The 14,821-nt window shown below is 72.6% G+C and carries 15 protein-coding genes and 1 pseudogene; 6 read left to right on the plus strand and 10 right to left on the minus strand.

The window, feature by feature from the left end:
• Positions 1 to 35: 35 nt before the first annotated feature.
• From G3I60_RS31175 to G3I60_RS31210, 8 genes and pseudogenes are all read right to left on the minus strand, one after another.
• Entirely contained in the window at positions 36 to 1,190 is a 1,155-nt protein-coding gene (locus G3I60_RS31175; RefSeq protein ID WP_138351293.1) for a GNAT family N-acetyltransferase, read from the minus strand.
• Entirely contained in the window at positions 1,190 to 1,852 is a 663-nt protein-coding gene (locus G3I60_RS31180; RefSeq protein ID WP_164294635.1) for a lipopolysaccharide biosynthesis protein, read from the minus strand. Before G3I60_RS31180 ends, G3I60_RS31175 begins: the two co-directional genes overlap by 1 nt.
• Before the next feature lie 26 nt (positions 1,853 to 1,878).
• Positions 1,879 to 3,003 (minus strand): glycosyltransferase, encoded by a 1,125-nt coding sequence (locus G3I60_RS31185; protein ID WP_164294634.1) that lies wholly within the window; start codon positions 3,001 to 3,003, stop codon positions 1,879 to 1,881.
• 161 nt (positions 3,004 to 3,164) lie between these two features.
• Positions 3,165 to 3,842 (minus strand): annotated as a pseudogene (locus tag G3I60_RS31190) (polysaccharide deacetylase family protein); the annotation flags it as partial.
• A gap of 88 nt (positions 3,843 to 3,930) precedes the next feature.
• Positions 3,931 to 5,646, minus strand: coding sequence for a murein biosynthesis integral membrane protein MurJ (gene murJ, locus G3I60_RS31195; RefSeq protein ID WP_164294633.1), 1,716 nt, complete (start codon positions 5,644 to 5,646; stop codon positions 3,931 to 3,933).
• Positions 5,643 to 6,920, minus strand: a complete 1,278-nt coding sequence (locus tag G3I60_RS31200; RefSeq protein ID WP_239070476.1) for an O-antigen ligase — start codon at positions 6,918 to 6,920, stop codon at positions 5,643 to 5,645. The genes murJ and G3I60_RS31200 overlap by 4 nt, the downstream gene beginning before the upstream one ends.
• Positions 6,921 to 7,015: 95 nt before the next feature.
• Positions 7,016 to 8,488, minus strand: coding sequence for a sugar transferase (locus tag G3I60_RS31205; RefSeq protein ID WP_138351297.1), 1,473 nt, complete (start codon positions 8,486 to 8,488; stop codon positions 7,016 to 7,018).
• Positions 8,485 to 9,669, minus strand: coding sequence for a glycosyltransferase family 4 protein (locus G3I60_RS31210; RefSeq protein ID WP_164608042.1), 1,185 nt, complete (start codon positions 9,667 to 9,669; stop codon positions 8,485 to 8,487). Before G3I60_RS31210 ends, G3I60_RS31205 begins: the two co-directional genes overlap by 4 nt.
• A 568-nt stretch (positions 9,670 to 10,237) precedes the next feature.
• On the opposite strand from G3I60_RS31210, the gene G3I60_RS31215 reads away from it, so the two are divergent.
• The 6 genes from G3I60_RS31215 to G3I60_RS31240 all read left to right on the plus strand — a co-directional run bounded on the left by G3I60_RS31215 (position 10,238) and on the right by G3I60_RS31240 (position 13,784).
• Positions 10,238 to 10,477, plus strand: coding sequence for a chaplin (locus G3I60_RS31215; protein WP_138351299.1), 240 nt, complete (start codon positions 10,238 to 10,240; stop codon positions 10,475 to 10,477).
• Between the two features lie 125 nt (positions 10,478 to 10,602).
• On the plus strand, positions 10,603 to 11,013 hold the full coding sequence (locus G3I60_RS31220; protein ID WP_138351300.1) for a rodlin: 411 nt from the start codon (positions 10,603 to 10,605) through the stop codon (positions 11,011 to 11,013).
• A 292-nt stretch (positions 11,014 to 11,305) separates the two neighbouring features.
• Complete coding sequence (locus G3I60_RS31225; protein WP_138351301.1) at positions 11,306 to 11,539, plus strand: chaplin; 234 nt, start codon at positions 11,306 to 11,308, stop codon at positions 11,537 to 11,539.
• Between the two features lie 136 nt (positions 11,540 to 11,675).
• Positions 11,676 to 12,446, plus strand: coding sequence for a chaplin (locus tag G3I60_RS31230; protein WP_164294632.1), 771 nt, complete (start codon positions 11,676 to 11,678; stop codon positions 12,444 to 12,446).
• 471 nt (positions 12,447 to 12,917) lie between these two features.
• Complete coding sequence (locus G3I60_RS31235) at positions 12,918 to 13,253, plus strand: hypothetical protein (RefSeq protein ID WP_138351303.1); 336 nt, start codon at positions 12,918 to 12,920, stop codon at positions 13,251 to 13,253.
• A gap of 117 nt (positions 13,254 to 13,370) precedes the next feature.
• Positions 13,371 to 13,784: a rodlin gene (locus G3I60_RS31240; protein ID WP_138351304.1), complete on the plus strand. Its 414-nt coding sequence runs from the start codon at positions 13,371 to 13,373 to the stop codon at positions 13,782 to 13,784.
• A gap of 110 nt (positions 13,785 to 13,894) precedes the next feature.
• On the opposite strand, the gene G3I60_RS31245 is transcribed toward G3I60_RS31240, so the two are convergent.
• A complete protein-coding gene (locus tag G3I60_RS31245) occupies positions 13,895 to 14,344 on the minus strand; it encodes a hypothetical protein (protein WP_138351305.1) in 450 nt (149 codons plus the stop codon).
• A complete protein-coding gene (locus G3I60_RS31250) occupies positions 14,341 to 14,820 on the minus strand; it encodes a hypothetical protein (protein WP_164294631.1) in 480 nt (159 codons plus the stop codon). Before G3I60_RS31250 ends, G3I60_RS31245 begins: the two co-directional genes overlap by 4 nt.
• Position 14,821: the final 1 nt, after the last annotated feature.

Below are 14,821 nucleotides of genomic sequence, written 5' to 3' on the forward strand. Positions count from 1 at the left end.
GTCATTTCCGGGGCGGGTGCCGGCGGAAGGTCGCCTCAGACCCGCTTCGCCCGCCAGGTGTTCAGCCGCGACCGCCAGCTGCGCACCACCGGCAGATAGCGGCGCACCGCCGCGGCCGCCCGGTCCCGGAGTGCGGCCCGTGCGACCTGGAGCCGGAGGGCGGGCGCGAACAGCGGCGACGTCATCAGCAGCCGCTGGTTGGCCACGAGGTCGGGGCACCAGGGCAGCTTGTTCGCCTCGTTGCCGCGCAGCAGGCTCAGCGCTCCGCCGCCGCCCGATGCGGTGGCGTGACCGGCGCCGTTCCTGATCAGCATGGTGGTGAGATCGGCCTTGGTGGCGCGCAGCCGGGGGTCGGCGCCGAAGAGATAGCCGCCGACCAGTTGCGGGGAGAGCATCTTGAGGTCCGCCGCCAGCACTTCGCCGTCCAGCCGGTACTCGGTGATGACGGCGTCGCCGCCGGCCACCATGTGCTGCCCGGCCCGCTTGAGGTGCGCGGCGAAGCGCGGCCTGGCGTGCTCCGGGGTCACCCCGCGTCCCTCCCACTGCAGGATGTGGAGGCGCAGCAGGTTCTCGACGGCCGTGGGCACCTCGTGCTCGGGGACGACGCGCTCCTCGATGCCCAGGGCGTCGAGTTTGCGTACGTAGGCCCGGGTGCGCTGGCCGCGGGAGGTGGACATCCGGGTGATCAGCTCGGCCAGCGGGACACCGGGCAGCTCCATGCAGACGGAGTCCGCCAGCCGCCGCTTCGGTCCCTGCCAGCACTCGTGGAGCCGTTCGGCGGCGGCGCCCGGCCGTACCTCGCGCAGGTCGATCAGCGCGCCGCGGGCCGCGCGGCGCAGTCCGGTGGCCATCGCGGTGACGGCGGCGTCGGTGGCGTTGTCGTCGAGCAGCACGTCGGAGAAGTCGGTGATGCTGCCGCCCAGCGGCACCAGGACGGGCAGCGGCCGGTGGGTGAGCATCAGCGGGGCGGCGCCGATGAGCTCCCCGTCCTGCCGGACGAGCAGCACCCGCAACCGGCGGGGCCGCCCGTACGACGTCCACCAGGAGTGCAGCCAGGAGTGGCTCTGGAACGGGGTGGCGGTCCGGCAGTGCCGGTGCAGGCGTCCCCACTCCTCGCGCAGCGCGGCGAACTGCAGCGGGTCGCGGCACATCGTCACCGAGCGGACGGCCGCGGTGTCGCCCCCGGTCATCACGCCATTTCCTTGACCGACGGACGGCTGCCGTGGGCCGGGGCGGGAACAGCGGCGTGCGCGGCCGCCCGGCGGCCGCGGTTGCCGGGCCGGACCAGCAGGACCAGCGCGCCGACCAGGCCGCCGGCGCTGGCGCCGACGGCGCCGGACAGCGCCGTCGAGGGCGACGCGGCCGCGGCGGGGACGGCGGCCGGGGAGAACATCAGCAGCCGCACCCCGGTGTTGGCGGCGTTCCGGTTGCCGGTGGCCGTCAGGGAGTTCGCCACGGCGTTGGCGATGTCCGAGGCGTCGCGGGCGCGGGACCCGGTGCCGGTGATCGCGATCATCGGCGCGTCGGGCGAGGTGGCCACCTGCACGTTCTCGCGCAGCCGCGCGAGAGGTACGCCCGCGTCCTCCTGCGCGTCGGCCAGCACCGTGGAACCGGTGATGACGCGGCCGTAGGCCTGTGCGAACCCGAGGGCGGTGGCCGGGTCGGAGTGCTGCGGCACGACGATGACGTAGCTGGTCGCGGAGTACTGCGGCGGGGTGGCCAGGCCGTAGCCCAGGCCGCCGGCCAGCCCGATGCCGATGCACAGCGGCAGCGGCCACCAGCGCGGCAGCCGCCGCGACGCGTCCCGCAGCCGGGTCGGCGCGCCGGGGGCGTGGGTGGGGGTCTCGTCCATGGGATCGCTCTTTCTGTGGGCTCTGGTCAGGGCCGGGCGGCCCGGGCGGCGGCGAGCGCGTACAGCTCGGCCAGCCGGCCGGCGGTGCCGGCGATGTCGTAGTGGCCGACGGCGGACGGCACCGGGAAGCGGTGCTGTCCGGCCTCCTGGTGCTGCCGCAGGGCGGCGGCGAGCGCGTCGGCACCGGCGCCGATACGCCGTGCGCCGGGTGCGTCCGCGGCGGGCAGGTCGTCGATGGCCGGGCAGGTGACGTACAGGACGGGCAGCCCGGCCGCGAGGGCCTCCAGCACGGCGAGCCCGAAGGTCTCCTCGCGCGAGGCGGAGACGAAGAGGTCGACGGTGGCGAGCAGCGCGGGGAGGGCCGGCGCCGGGTCGCGGCCGTCCCCGCCGCCGGTTTCGCCCAGCAGATGGATCCGGTCGGCCGCGCCCAGCCCGGCGGCCAGCCTCAGCAGGGCGTCGCGCTCGGGTCCCGCGCCGGCCAGCAGCAGCTGGGCGCCGGGGCGGCCGGCGACCGCGCGCACCAGCAGGTCGAACCGCTTGCCGGCCACCAGCCGCCCCACGCCGCCCACCACGAAGGCGTCCTGCGGGAGCCCGAGGCGGGTCCTGGTGGCCGCCCGGACCGCGGCGTCGAAGCGGAACGCCCCGGCGTCGATGCCGTTGGGCACCGTATGGATCCGCGGCCCCGGGATGCCCCAGGCGCGCAGCCGTTCGGCGACGGTGTCCGAGACCGCGACGGTCGCGCTGCCGAGTTTCTCGGTGCCCCGGTACAGGGCGCGGGTGCCGCGGGTGAGGGGGCGGCCCTCGATCGTGGTGGTCCCCAGGGAGTGCTCGGTGGCGATCACGGTGCGCACCCCGGCCAGCCGGGCGGCGATCCGGCCGTAGACGCAGGCCCGGTAGAGGTGGGTGTGGACGAGGTCGTAGCGCCCGGCGCGGATCAGCCGGGTGAGCCGGGGCAGTGCGGTGAGGTCCCGGTTCCCGGTCATCCCCAGATGGGTGACGGGTGTGCCGTCGGCGCGGATGCCCTCGGCGACCGGACCCGGGTGGGTGAGGGTGATGACCTCGCAGGACAGCGGCAGATGCCGCAGCAGCAGCCGCAACTGCTGTTCGGCCCCGCCGATGCCGAGCCCGGTGATGATGTGCAGGACCTTCATCGGCCGTCCTGCTCGACCCGGGGTTCCGAGGGGACCGGCGAGCCCTCGGCGACACGCGCGTCCGGCACTTCAGGGGCGTCCGGCACGTCAGGGGCGTCCGCGGAATCCCGAGGGCCGGCGGTGCGGGCGTACGGCAGCGCGGCGTAACCGCCCTCGAACGGCAGCGGGCGGCGGCGCAGCAGGTGTTGCAGCCGCTTGAGGTGGAGGCGCCCGGCGGTGTCCCGCTCCCCGACGTAGGCGCGGGGCAGCGCGTGCGTCCCGGTCAGCGGCCCCGCTCCGACGGCGCAGCCGTACGCGTAGCCGGCCGCGCGTACGGCGTTGACGACGCGGGCGTCCAGCTTGCCGTACGGATAACAGAAGCCCTCGGGGGCCTTCCCGGTGATCTCCTGGAGCCGGTCGCGGCTGCCGCGCACCTCGGCGGCCAGCACGTCGTCGGCGGTGGCCGTCAGGTCCAGATGGACGAGGCCGTGGGAGCCGACCTCCATACCGGCGGCGGCCGCGGCGCGGATGCCGTCCTCGGTCAGCAGTGGTTTGCGCGGCCCCAGTTCGTCCCAGTCGTTGCTCCCGCTGAGCCTGCCGGGCAGGACGAAGACCGTGGCGGAGTGCTCGTACCGGCGCAGCAGCGGTACCGCGTGTTCCACGAAGTCGGCGTAGCCGTCGTCGAAGGTCAGCCCGACGAGCCGCTTCCCGCGCCCGTCCGCGCGGGCGCGCAGCAGCTCGGCCACGCCCACCCCGGTCAGGCCGCGGCCGTTCAGCCACCGCAGCTGCCGTTCCAGCCGGTCGGGGCTGACGGTGACCTGGTACGGATCGTCGGCGCACTCCCCGACGGAGTGGTACATCAGCACCCACGGCGCTGTCCGGCGGCCTCGTCCGGACAGCGTGTCGGAGGCGGCGGAGCGGCGCGGAGGGACGTGGACGGGGGAGATTTCAGCGGACATGGGGCAGCTTCCGTTTCACGGTGGCGAGCAGGTGCGGGACTTCCGGCACCCGTACGGCGGCGGCGGCCGCGGTGAAAATGGCCGGTACCACGAGACAGCAGACGGTGGTGGACAGGAGTGGTCCCGGCAGCAGGCGGGCGGTCGCCCAGCCGGCCGTAGTGGCGGCCGCGGCGGCCACCACGAGCCGGCCGAGACCCGCCGCGACCGTGCGGGCCCTGATGGCGATCACCTGCGCGCCGAGGCCGCGCAGCAGCAGCACGGCGGTGGCCGTGATGCCCGCGGCGTTGGCGCCGGCGATGCCGTAGATGCCCCAGTACCCGACGGTGACGGCTCCCGCGGTGATGGTGATCAGCAGTCCGGCACCCATGGCGGCGGCCGGGTACCAGGTGGGCCGGGCGGCCGAGAAGAACGGCCGGACCAGGGCTCCCACCATGCTCTGGCCCAGCAGGCCCAGCGCGTAGACCCGCATGACGGACGCCGTCGCGGCGGTGTCGGCCGCGTCGAAGGCGCCGCGCTGGAAGAGCAGTTGGACGATCTGCGGCGCACAGGCGATGACGAAGGCGGTGCCGAGCAGCACCACGATGCCGGCCAGCGTCAGATCGCGTTCCACCCGGCGCCGCGCCTTGTCCGGCTCACCGTCGGCCAGCGCCTGCGCGACCACCGGGAAGGTGACCGTGACGATCATCAACGAGAGCACCATCGGCAGTTGGGCGACCTTCTGCGCGTAGTTCAGATGCGAGATGGCGCCCGCGGGGAGCGAGGCGGCGAGGAACCGTTCGATCAGCACCTGCGCCTGGCGGCAGAGGCTGAAGATGATGACGGGAGCCAGCAGCGCGACCCCGAGGGGCGCGGTGCCCGCGTCCCCGGCGGCCCGTGCGGCGGCCCGCACCGAGCGCCGCGGGCGCGGGCCGCGCGGCGGCAGCCGGCGCAGGAACGACGGGAGTTGGACGAGCACCATCAGCAGGCCGCCGACCGCGACACCGGCCGCGGCGGCGCGCACTCCCCAGCGGGCGTGGAGCAGCAGCAGGGTGGCGATGATGCCGACGTTGTAGACGACGTAGATGGCCGCCGGCGGGACGAACCGGCGGTGCGCGCGCAGCGCGGCGCTGAAGTAGCCGGTGAGGCCGAACGTCAGGACGGTGGCGGCGGTGAGCCGGGTGCAGTCGACCGCGAGGGCGGGTTCCTTCAGACCGGGCGCCAGGATCCCGACGAGCACGGGCGCGCCCAGTTCGAGCAGCACCATCGCCGCGCCCAGGGCGAGCAGCAGCCGGGGCAGCGTGGCCGCCAGCAGCGTCCGTACGGGGTCCGGCCCTTGCCCCGCTCCGCGGCGCCGGGCCAGGGCCAGGCTGAAGGCCGGGATCAGCAGCAGGGCCATCGCGTCCTCGATGAGGACGGTGGAGGAGAGTTCCGGCACGGTCCAGGCGACCAGGAACGCGTCGGTGGCGGGTCCCGCGCCGAAGAGGTGGGCGATCGTCTGGTCGCGGACCAGGCCCAGCAGCGAGCCGAGCGCGGTGAGCGCGGCGGTGAGGGCCGCGGCCCGCGCCAGTACCCGTCCCAGGCCGGACGGTTGGGGCTGTTCCTTCGCCGCTCCCCCGCCGTCCGGCGCGGGGGAAGGAGCGGGGACGACAGCCGGGACTACGCCTTCGAGGACGCCGGATCGCGGTGGCTGCGCGGGAGGTTCGGGTGGCGCCGTGGTGTCCGTCATCGGACGGCCTCCGGGCGCAGTGCCCAGGCGGCGGCCAGTCCGAAGAGCATGGCGGTCAGCACGGTCGAGGGCCCGCCGATGTCCGCGTACAGGAAGTCGACGCACTGCCAGAGCAGCAGCCCGGTCGCGATCAGCCCGCACTCGGTGCCGCGGCCCGCGCGCCGGGCGCCCGCCAGCCGGCTCAGCCCGACGGCCAGCAGCGCCGCCCAGCTGCCGACGATCAGGGTGATCCCGATCAGCCCCTGCTCGCTGAGGATGAGCAGATACATGTTGTGCGGGGACAACAGGGGTTCGCGCGCGAACCCCTGGCCCGCGCCGTCGGTGTCGCTGCCGGACGACAGGTCGAGCGCGGCGTGCCCGTCGCGGTGGGCGGGGAAGCCCTTGAGGCCGACGCCGGTGGCCGGCCGCTCGCGCCACATGTCGGTGGCGGCGGCCCACAGGCTGTACCGGTCGGTGACCGAGGAGTCGGGCGCGTCCGTCACCTGCGTGATGCTGGCGACCCGGTCGCTGATCAGCTGGGAGCCCACCCCGGCGCCGCCGACCAGCACCACGCCCGCCGCGGCCGTCACCGCGAGGATCCGTACCGCCTGGCGCCAGCCGGCCAGCACGGTCATCACCGCGCACGCCAGCACGGTGGCGATCCAGGTGCCGCGGCTGAAGGACAGCACCAGCGGGACCACGAGCGCCGCGGCGCAGCCCAGCGCGACCGGCCGCAGCCGGCGGGGGGAGCCGGGCGCGGCCGGCGCGAGGGCCAGCCCGACGGAGATCATCAGCCCGTAGGCGACCACGGTGGCCATGCCCATCACGTCCGACGGCCCGAACGTGCCGACGGCGCGGATGTTCTCGCCGACGTACGAGGCGCCGGTTCCCGTCGCGTACTGGTAGACCCCGAACGCGCCCTGCACCAGGGCGAGCAGCACGACGGAGCCGGCCACCACCAGGAAGTCGCGGGTGGTGCGCAGCAGCAGCACCAGCGCGGTCGGCACGAGGACGAAGACCTGTAGGTACCGCACGAATCCGGCGACACCGGCGGCCGGATCGGCGGCGGCGAGGGTGGCCACCGCGATCGCGACGACGGGCGCGCCCAGGACGAGGGCGGCCGCCGCGGTCAGCGGACGCGTCCGCGCCCGCAGCGCCCGGACGGCGCAGAAGGCGACCAGCACTCCCGAGGCCGCGTCGGCGGGGGTCATCTTCCCGGAGGCGCTCACATCCCCCGCGCCGACCGGGGCCGCGAGCAGCAGCACGGTCGCGACCGCGGGCAGCAGCGGCCCCAGCCAGGCCCATCGGTCGACTGCGCGGCGGGCCGGGGGACGGGTGGCCGGCGCGTGCCGTACGGGGCGGGGGGCGGTGTCCGGGAGGACGGCCACGCTCAGCTCCCCCCGAACCGGAAGAGCGCCGTCGCGGTGCGCAGCAGGATGCGGATGTCCTGCCACAGCGACCAGCTCTCGATGTAGTGGTTGTCGAAGCGGGCCCGGTCCTCGATGGAGGTGTCGCCGCGCAGCCCGTGGATCTGCGCGAGGCCCGTGATGCCGACGGGCATCCGGTGCCGCTCCTGGTATCCGGGATACGTCTGGCTGAACTGGCGGACGAAGTAGGGCCGTTCCGGCCGGGGGCCGACCAGGCTCATGTCACCGCGCAGCACGTTCCACAGCTGCGGCAGCTCGTCCAGCGAGGTACGGCGCAGGAAGTGGCCGACGGCGCTCATCCGCCGGTCGTGGGAGACGTTCCACCGGGTGGCCGACTCCCGCTCGTCGCTCGGTCGCAGGGTGCGGAACTTCAGCAGGACGAACGGCCGGCCGTCCAGGCCGACGCGCTCCTGCCGGAAGAGCACCCCGGGGCCGTCGGAGAGCCGGACGGCCAGCGCGCTGAGTGCCAGGATCGGGGCCGCGGGCAGCAGCGCCAGGAAGGCGAGCAGGGCGTCCAGCACCCGCTTGGCGATCAGGCCGGCGCCGGGGCGCGGGTAAGGGTCGAGGCGGGCGCAGGCGAAGCCCCACAGATGGCCGGCCGCCGGCCGGCCGGCGGTCCTGGAGCCGGGCCCCGAGGTGACCTGCCACAGACAGCAGCCCCGGGCGGCGAGCAGCCGGACCAGGTTCGCGGCCGCCGGATTGCCCGCCGGGGGGCCGGCGAACACGGCGTAGCGCACCGAGTTCTGGATGATCGCCCGGTGGATGTCGCCGACGGAGCCGAGCACGGGCAGCGGCGAGTCCGTGCCCGGTGTGTTGTACGGGTGCACCACGCCGACCGGCCGCATGCCGTACTCGGGGTGCGCGTACAGCACGTCGGCCACCTGCTGGACGACGGGACCGGCCCCGACGAGCAGCGTCGAGCGCGGATGGCGGCGCGCCGACCAGCGCTGGAACCGGTAGACGACCGCGCGTGCGGCGCAGGCCAGCAGGCTGGTCGCGGCGATCGTGGTGAGCAGCACCGGCCAGCCGGGGGAGTGCGCCGGGCGGACGGCGGCGAGGGTGGTGGCGGACGCGCACCAGGCGAGGGCCGAGCAGCCGAGCAGCGCGGGCAACTCGTCGAGTGCCGCCGGGTCGAGGCCGGTTCGGTACAGCCCGGCGTAGGTGTGCAGGAGCGTCAGGCACACCAGGAGCGGTCCGAGCAGCAGCACCGGGGAACCCGGGCGGACGGCCAGCACGCCGGCGGCGGCCAGGCAGTCGGTGGCGACGAGCGGGACGACCGCGCGGTGGCGGACGGCGACCCGTGCGTGGGGGCGCCGCTGCACGGCGGCGTCGGACGGTCCCCGGGGTGGCGAGATCGGGGCGGTGGTGGCGGGCGCGACCTTGGTCTGCCGCACGTGCCGGGCTGGGTGGGGCGCGCTTGCGCTCTCCGTCGTCATCGCGTGATGCGTTCCCTGCACTCGGGTCGCGACGGATCGAGCATGTCGCGGTAGAGGTCCGCGACCGATGCCGTCGTCCGCCGCACGTCGTATGTCGTGCGCACGTGGTTGAGGGCCCGGCGGGCCGCGGTTGCGCACACGCCGGGGTTGGTCAGCAGGCCGAGCAGCGCCTGGGCGAGGGCGTCGGGATCCTCCGGCGGCACCAGGCAGAAGCGCTCCTGGCCGGGTGGCAGGCTCTCCCGCGCGCCGTCGACGTCGGTCATCACCACGGGGCGGCCGCAGGCCATCGCCTCCAGCGGGGCCAGCGCCATCCCCTCCCACCGGGACGGCTGGACGACCACGTCGGCGGCCCGGTACCAGGGGACGGCGTCGCGGGTGGCCCCGGCGAACAGCACCCCTTCGGGGGCGTCCCGGAGCAGCCGGTCGCGGTCGGGTCCTTCGCCCACCAGGACCAGCCGGGCGTCCAGCAGCCGGGCGGTGACCTCGGGCCAGGCCCGCAGGAGCAGGTCCTGGCCCTTCTGCGGACACAGCCGGCCCACGCAGACCACGAGGCGGTCGGCGGGACCCAGGTCGGTGAGGGCGGGCATCGAGGCGCGCAGTCCGCGGGCCGCGTCCGGCGGCCCGCCGTCGGGAGTGAAACGCTCGAGGTCGACGCCGTTGGGAACGACCGCCCAGCGGGCGTCGATCCCGGCGCGTTCCCCTGTCAGCCGTTCGCTCTCGCTGACACAGAGCACCCGGGTGGCCCAGCGCGCGGCCCACCGCTCCCAGCGCAGAGCGGCGTACGCGGTCGCCCCGCCGACCGCTTCGAAGGACCAGGCGTGCGGCTGGAACACCGTCGGGACCCGGCCGCGTACCGCCAGCCGTCCGGCCAGTCCGGCCTTGGCGCTGTGGGCGTGCAGCAGGTCGGGACGCACCTCGCGGACCACCCGGCGGGCGCGGGCGGTCTCGCCGGGAAGGCCTGGGCCGGGGGAACGGCCGGCCGCCCAGGGCACGACCTCGGCGCCCGCCTCGGCCGCGTCGGCGGCCAGGACGCCGCCGGGAGGGCAGGCCACGACCGCGCGGACCCCGTCACCGACCTGGGCCCGCACCAGGTCGGTGACGACGCGGGCGACCCCGCCGTCGACCGGCTGAACGAGGTGGAGCACCGTCAGCCGGCCCGGGTCCTGCTGGTGTTGCGGCATCGCGCGCCGTTCTCTCTCTCCGCGACATGAAGAATCGGATGTGTGCTGCCTGCCCTGTCCCGCCACATCAGTGGTCTGTCCCGCTAACAACGAGGGGTCTGCCGGGCAGGTAATCCTTGTTCGGCGCGCCGGCGCGAAATCGGAGCTCAGTGCCGCCGCCGGCCGACGGCGGAACCTGGTTCACCGACCGGCGCCCGCAGGTCGATCGGCGAACTCCTGTTCGTCCGCTCGCAAATGCCGGCAGAATGCTGGTTGCTCTCCACAGTCAACCATCAGAACTGGAATGCACCGTGACAGAGCGCGGATTTAAAATCACGTAGGACGCGCTGACCACGGCTCCTAGCACATTCTTACGACCAACTGATCAATCAGCGCGGTGTGTTGACGTACCGGAGTTTGTCGAACGGGGTCGCGAAAGAAACGATGCGGCTATTCGGCAACCCGTACACATGCGCGGGATTTCACCTTCCGGGGGAGGTACCCCCGGGCGTGCCGGTGCGTTGATAGTTCCGTTGGCCCATCCGGGCCAACGCCGCTTTCCAGCTCTCCAGTAGAAAAAGGTGCTCCCTTGTCACGCTTCGCCAAGGCAACCGTTCTGACCGCTTTCGCCGGTGCCGCTGTCGCCGGTGCGTCCGGTATCGCTTTCGCGGACTCCGGTGCCCAGGGTGCCGCTGTGGAGTCGCCCGGTGTCGGTTCCGGCAACCAGATCCAGGTTCCGGTGCACGTGCCCGTCAACCTGTGCGGCAACTCCGTCAGCGTGATCGGCCTGCTCAACCCGGTATTCGGCAACGTCTGCGTGAACCGCTGACCGCACGGCTCGTTGTCCGGGCCGGGGTCGTCACCATTCGGGTGAAGGGCCATAACTAAACCTGGGATGGACAGTTGATCAGTCCGACCCGGTACCGGGGCAATCTCGCACAAGAAGGAATAATCGTGATCAAGAAGTTCCTCGCCACGGCTGCGGTGGCTGTCTCCGTCGTCGGCGCCACCGCCGCGATGGCCGCGCCCGCGATGGCGATCGGCGACGACAGCGGTGCCAGCACCACCAACGGCAACGGTTCCGAGCAGTCGTACGGCAACACCTACACCAGCGGCTACATGAGCCCCTCGTTCGCGCTCGTCCAGGGTTCCCTGAACAAGCCGTGCATCGCCCTCCCGGCGAAGGCCAACGTCGGTTCGCTGGTCGGCCTGGTTCCGATCACGGTCCAGGACATCAACGTCCTGTCGTCGCCGCAGAACCAGCAGTGCACCGAGAACTCCTCGCAGATCAAGGGCGACGAGCCGCTGTCGCACATTCTGGACCAGATCCCGGTCCTCTCCGGCAACGGCGCGGGCAACCACTGATCCGCATTGCCTGAAGGCCCTGGCCGCCGGTGATCACCACCGGCGGCCAGGGCTGTTCTGCGTTGCCCGTAATTCGTACCTGGAGTCGTATTCAGTACGGCAATTCGTGAATTGCGGAAGCCGAAGTTACGGCATTCGGGTGGATGATCACGGCAGCGGCACGTGAAGGGTTTCTCCAGCCATCGGCAGTCGTTACCCCGGATGGTAGCGGCGTCACGGGCGGCAAGAAATTCCCCCGGGCAGCACGACGGTCGTGACTGTGATCGACGCCCCTACGGAAAGGGAGCTCAACGTGAAGTACTCGAAGGTTGCCGCAATCGCCGCAGGAACGCTGATGGTCATGGGTGGCGCTGCCCCCGCATTCGCCGACGCCGGCGCCCAGGCCGAGGTCTCGCACTCCCCGGGTGTGCTGTCGGGCAACAGCCTTCAGGTCCCGATCCACATCCCGGTCAACGTGTGCGGCAACACGGTCAACGTCATCGCCCTGCTCAACCCGGCGTTCGGCAACGCCTGCACCAACAAGTGACGTTGGTCCCCAGCCCGTGAGGGCGACCCGTTGCGGCCCCGGAGCGCTCGCCTGTGCTCCGGGGCCGCTTCGGTTGCGGCGTGCGGGAGGCCTTCCCGCGCGCTTCGTGAAACACCCATGGCAGGGAAGAGAGTCGATGCGACAGGCCTTGAGCAGGAGTCTGATCACCGTCGCCGCGGCGAGCGGAGTGCTCGCCATGACCGGCGGCTACGCACACGCCGATACGGAGGCGCAGGCGACCACCTCGAACTCGCCGGGCGTGCTGTCCGGCGACAGCGTCCAGGTCCCGGTGGACGCGCCGGTGAACCTGTGCGGCAACTCGGTGGACGTCGTGGCGCTGTTGAACCCGTCGATGGGCAACGGCTGCGGCAACGAGTCGGCCCCGGCGCACGAGCGGCACGCGGCGGTACCCGCGCAGCACACCGGGGCACCCTCGCACGGGAGCGCCCAGCACGGCGGCCGGCACCACAAGGAGCACAGCGGCCACCAGGGAATGCGGCACGTGGAAGGGAACACCACGTCGGGCTCGCCCGGTGTGGGCTCGGGCAACAGCGTCCGGGTGCCGGTCCAGGCCCCGGTCACCGTGTGCGGCGACTCGGTGAACGTCGTGGCGCTGCTGAACCCGGCCATGGGTACCGACTGCGGTGGGGACGAGTGGACCCCGCCGCCGACGCACCCCATGCCGCCGCCGGTCCGGCACACCCCGCCGCCGACGCACGTCACCCCGCCGCCGGTCGAGCAGGTCACGCCGCCGAAGCACGCGGCCGCGACCCGGCCCGTCGTTCCGGTGCGCGCGCAGCTCGCTCAGACGGGTTCCGGGGATCTCGGTACGGCCGGAGCGGTCAGTGCGGGGCTGCTGCTGAGTGGAGCAATGCTCTACCGCCGAACGCGCGCCGCACGGGTCTGATCGAATTGATCTGTTGACGCGATGGGGAAACGGCCTGCCCCGGTGTCCCGCGACAGGAGAGATTCGCGAGGTGCCCGAATCGGCGAATTCGCCGGCGGCTGGGGGCCCACCGCGGGCAGGCCGTGCGCAGGAATCTGCGGACTCCTCGTGCGTCTTCGATAGTACGGGCCGGACGCCGTGGTCCCCCCGGCCGAACCGCGACTTCACGCGAACGAGAATATGTCATTTCGCTTGTTTCACATGCGTTCGCCTGTTTCCGGTACTCCTGGCCGGAATCCGGAGAACTCAATTGATACTAGAATTGCATGAGTTCTTCACTTTCGAGTGATTACCAAGAAGGATCTTTCCTCATGGTTTCCGTTGCGCGGCGGGGTCGTTAGCCAGGGGGACTACGGCGTCGTGAGCCACCAGCCGCTCACCCGGCCACCACCTCTGTGGCCGACCCGGGCGCCGCTACTGAAAGGGTTGACAGTGAAGTTCTCCAAGGTTGCTGTGGTCGTCGCCGGTTCCGTGATGGCCGTGGGTGCCGCCGCGCCGGCGTTCGCCGCCGACGGGGCCCCGATGCCGACCAGCATCAACGGCGGCCTCGACCAGGCCTTCGCGGCGCAGCCGGTGCAGCAGGCGGGCGACGCCAGCCTCGGACCCGTGGTGGGCGCGGTCTCCAAGACCACCGACAAGCTGCGGTCGGACACCTCCACGGACTCGCTCCTGGGCCAGACGACCGACGCCGCCAAGAACCTGACGCCGGCGCTGGCCGGCGCCGCGAAGGCCACGTCGCTGCTCGGCGGCCTGCCCCTCGGCGGCTGACTTCACTGTGCGGGGCAATTTCCGCCAATGGAATGAAGCTCCGGAACCAAACCCGTTCTGAACGGTTGATCTCTTCGCCCCGACGTAGGGCATCCCCCCGCAGACAAAGGACTGATCATGATCAAGAAGTTCCTGGCCGGCGCTGCCCTGGCGGCCTCCGTCGTCGCCGTCGGTGCCGCCTCGGCCGCGCCCGCGATGGCCATCGGTGATGAGTCGGGTCTCAACACCGTGAACGGCAACGGGGCGGAGCAGTCCTACGGCAACACCCACACCGACGGCATGCAGAGCCCGCAGATCGGCCTCGTGCAGGGCTCGCTCAACAAGCTCTGCGCGGGCGTCCCGGTCAAGGCCAACGTCGGCTCGCTCGTCGGCATCCTGGTGCCGGTCACGGCCCAGGACATCAACGTCCTGGCGTCGCCGCAGAACCAGCAGTGCGCCGAGAACTCCACCCAGGGCAAGGGCGACGAGGCCGCGTCGCACATCCTGAACCAGATCCCGGTGCTCTCCGGCAACGGCGCCCACAACGGCTGACGCCCGCCACGCACCACTCCGGGTCGCCGGCCCATCTCCTCCGGCGACCCGGCCCCCTCACCCGCGCGTGGTCAGCGGCGGGCTGCCGGTGAGTGCTCAGCGGTGAGTGGTCAGCGGCGGGTGAACTCCATGATCCAGTTGGTCACCCAGGTCTGCTCCCCGTCCACCGAGAACGCCTGCTCCCAGCGCGCGGAGTCCTCCGTGATCCCCGACCAGATGAAGCGGGCCCTGATCTGCTGCCCCGCATGCGTGTCGTCCCCGTAGAACTCGCCGACGCCGTCGGTGAAGGTTCCGGTGACCGGTGGGAACAGCGTCCCGGTGCGCCTGCTGGCCCAGTACAGCGACCACTCCTTGCGCTCGGTGTCGAACAGCCGCAGGGTCAGCCCGGCGAACTCCTTGGTCGGGAAGACGATCTCGTCGAAGTTCGCGCCCCCCTCGAAGTGCCCCGACGCGTGGCTGACGGCCGGGAACTCCTCCCACTCGCTGGTCTCGTCGAGGAAGTCGGTGCGCCACCGGTTGGCGACGTCCCAGCTGCCGGTGAGGAAGTCGAAGTCGTTCATGAGCGGTCTCCTGTAGTGCCCTCGGCGAGCGAGTCGGCGAGATAGGCGGCAAGGTCGGGGCGGTCGGGCGCGAGCATGTGGCGTACCCATGCGTCCCGTTCATGGAGGATCGGCGGCAGCTCCCAGACGCAGCCGATCAGCGTCGGCTCCAGCCGGACGAAGTGCGTGGGGTCCTGGTCGGGACAGCCCAGCACCGGCTGGCCGCCCGCCGCCCCGGCGAAGTGCAGGGCGTTGTCCCAGGCCCAGCTGTACGCGTTGAGATACGCTCCGTCGTCCCCTCCCCTGTGGAGGACGATGAAGGTGGCCTGCGGCGTACCGTCCGGCTCGGGCAGCAGCTCCCGGAGGATCGCGTACGCGGCCTTCTCGACCTCGGGCTCGATCCCCGCCGGGTCGGCGGTGACGTGGTAGCGCTTGATGGAACGGCCCCCCACCTCGACCGGTGGCAGCACCCGCAGCAGTTTCTCCGTGAAAGCCATG

The sequence above is a fragment of the Streptomyces sp. SID13666 genome, from assembly GCF_010548325.1.
In the GTDB taxonomy this organism is placed as follows: domain Bacteria; phylum Actinomycetota; class Actinomycetes; order Streptomycetales; family Streptomycetaceae; genus Actinacidiphila; species Actinacidiphila fildesensis.

Excerpts from the sequence above, each read along its gene's own strand:
- G3I60_RS31175 (WP_138351293.1), bottom strand. The coding sequence starts at position 1,190 with ATGACCGGGGGCGACACCGCGGCCGTCCGCTCGGTGACGATGTGCCGC.
- G3I60_RS31180 (WP_164294635.1), bottom strand. The coding sequence starts at position 1,852 with ATGGACGAGACCCCCACCCACGCCCCCGGCGCGCCGACCCGGCTGCGG.
- G3I60_RS31185 (WP_164294634.1), bottom strand. The coding sequence starts at position 3,003 with ATGAAGGTCCTGCACATCATCACCGGGCTCGGCATCGGCGGGGCCGAA.
- murJ (WP_164294633.1), bottom strand. The coding sequence starts at position 5,646 with ATGACGGACACCACGGCGCCACCCGAACCTCCCGCGCAGCCACCGCGA.
- G3I60_RS31205 (WP_138351297.1), bottom strand. The coding sequence starts at position 8,488 with ATGACGACGGAGAGCGCAAGCGCGCCCCACCCAGCCCGGCACGTGCGG.
- G3I60_RS31210 (WP_164608042.1), bottom strand. The coding sequence starts at position 9,669 with ATGCCGCAACACCAGCAGGACCCGGGCCGGCTGACGGTGCTCCACCTC.
- G3I60_RS31230 (WP_164294632.1), top strand. The coding sequence starts at position 11,676 with ATGCGACAGGCCTTGAGCAGGAGTCTGATCACCGTCGCCGCGGCGAGC.
- G3I60_RS31240 (WP_138351304.1), top strand. The coding sequence starts at position 13,371 with ATGATCAAGAAGTTCCTGGCCGGCGCTGCCCTGGCGGCCTCCGTCGTC.
- G3I60_RS31245 (WP_138351305.1), bottom strand. The coding sequence starts at position 14,344 with ATGAACGACTTCGACTTCCTCACCGGCAGCTGGGACGTCGCCAACCGG.
- G3I60_RS31250 (WP_164294631.1), bottom strand. The coding sequence starts at position 14,820 with ATGGCTTTCACGGAGAAACTGCTGCGGGTGCTGCCACCGGTCGAGGTG.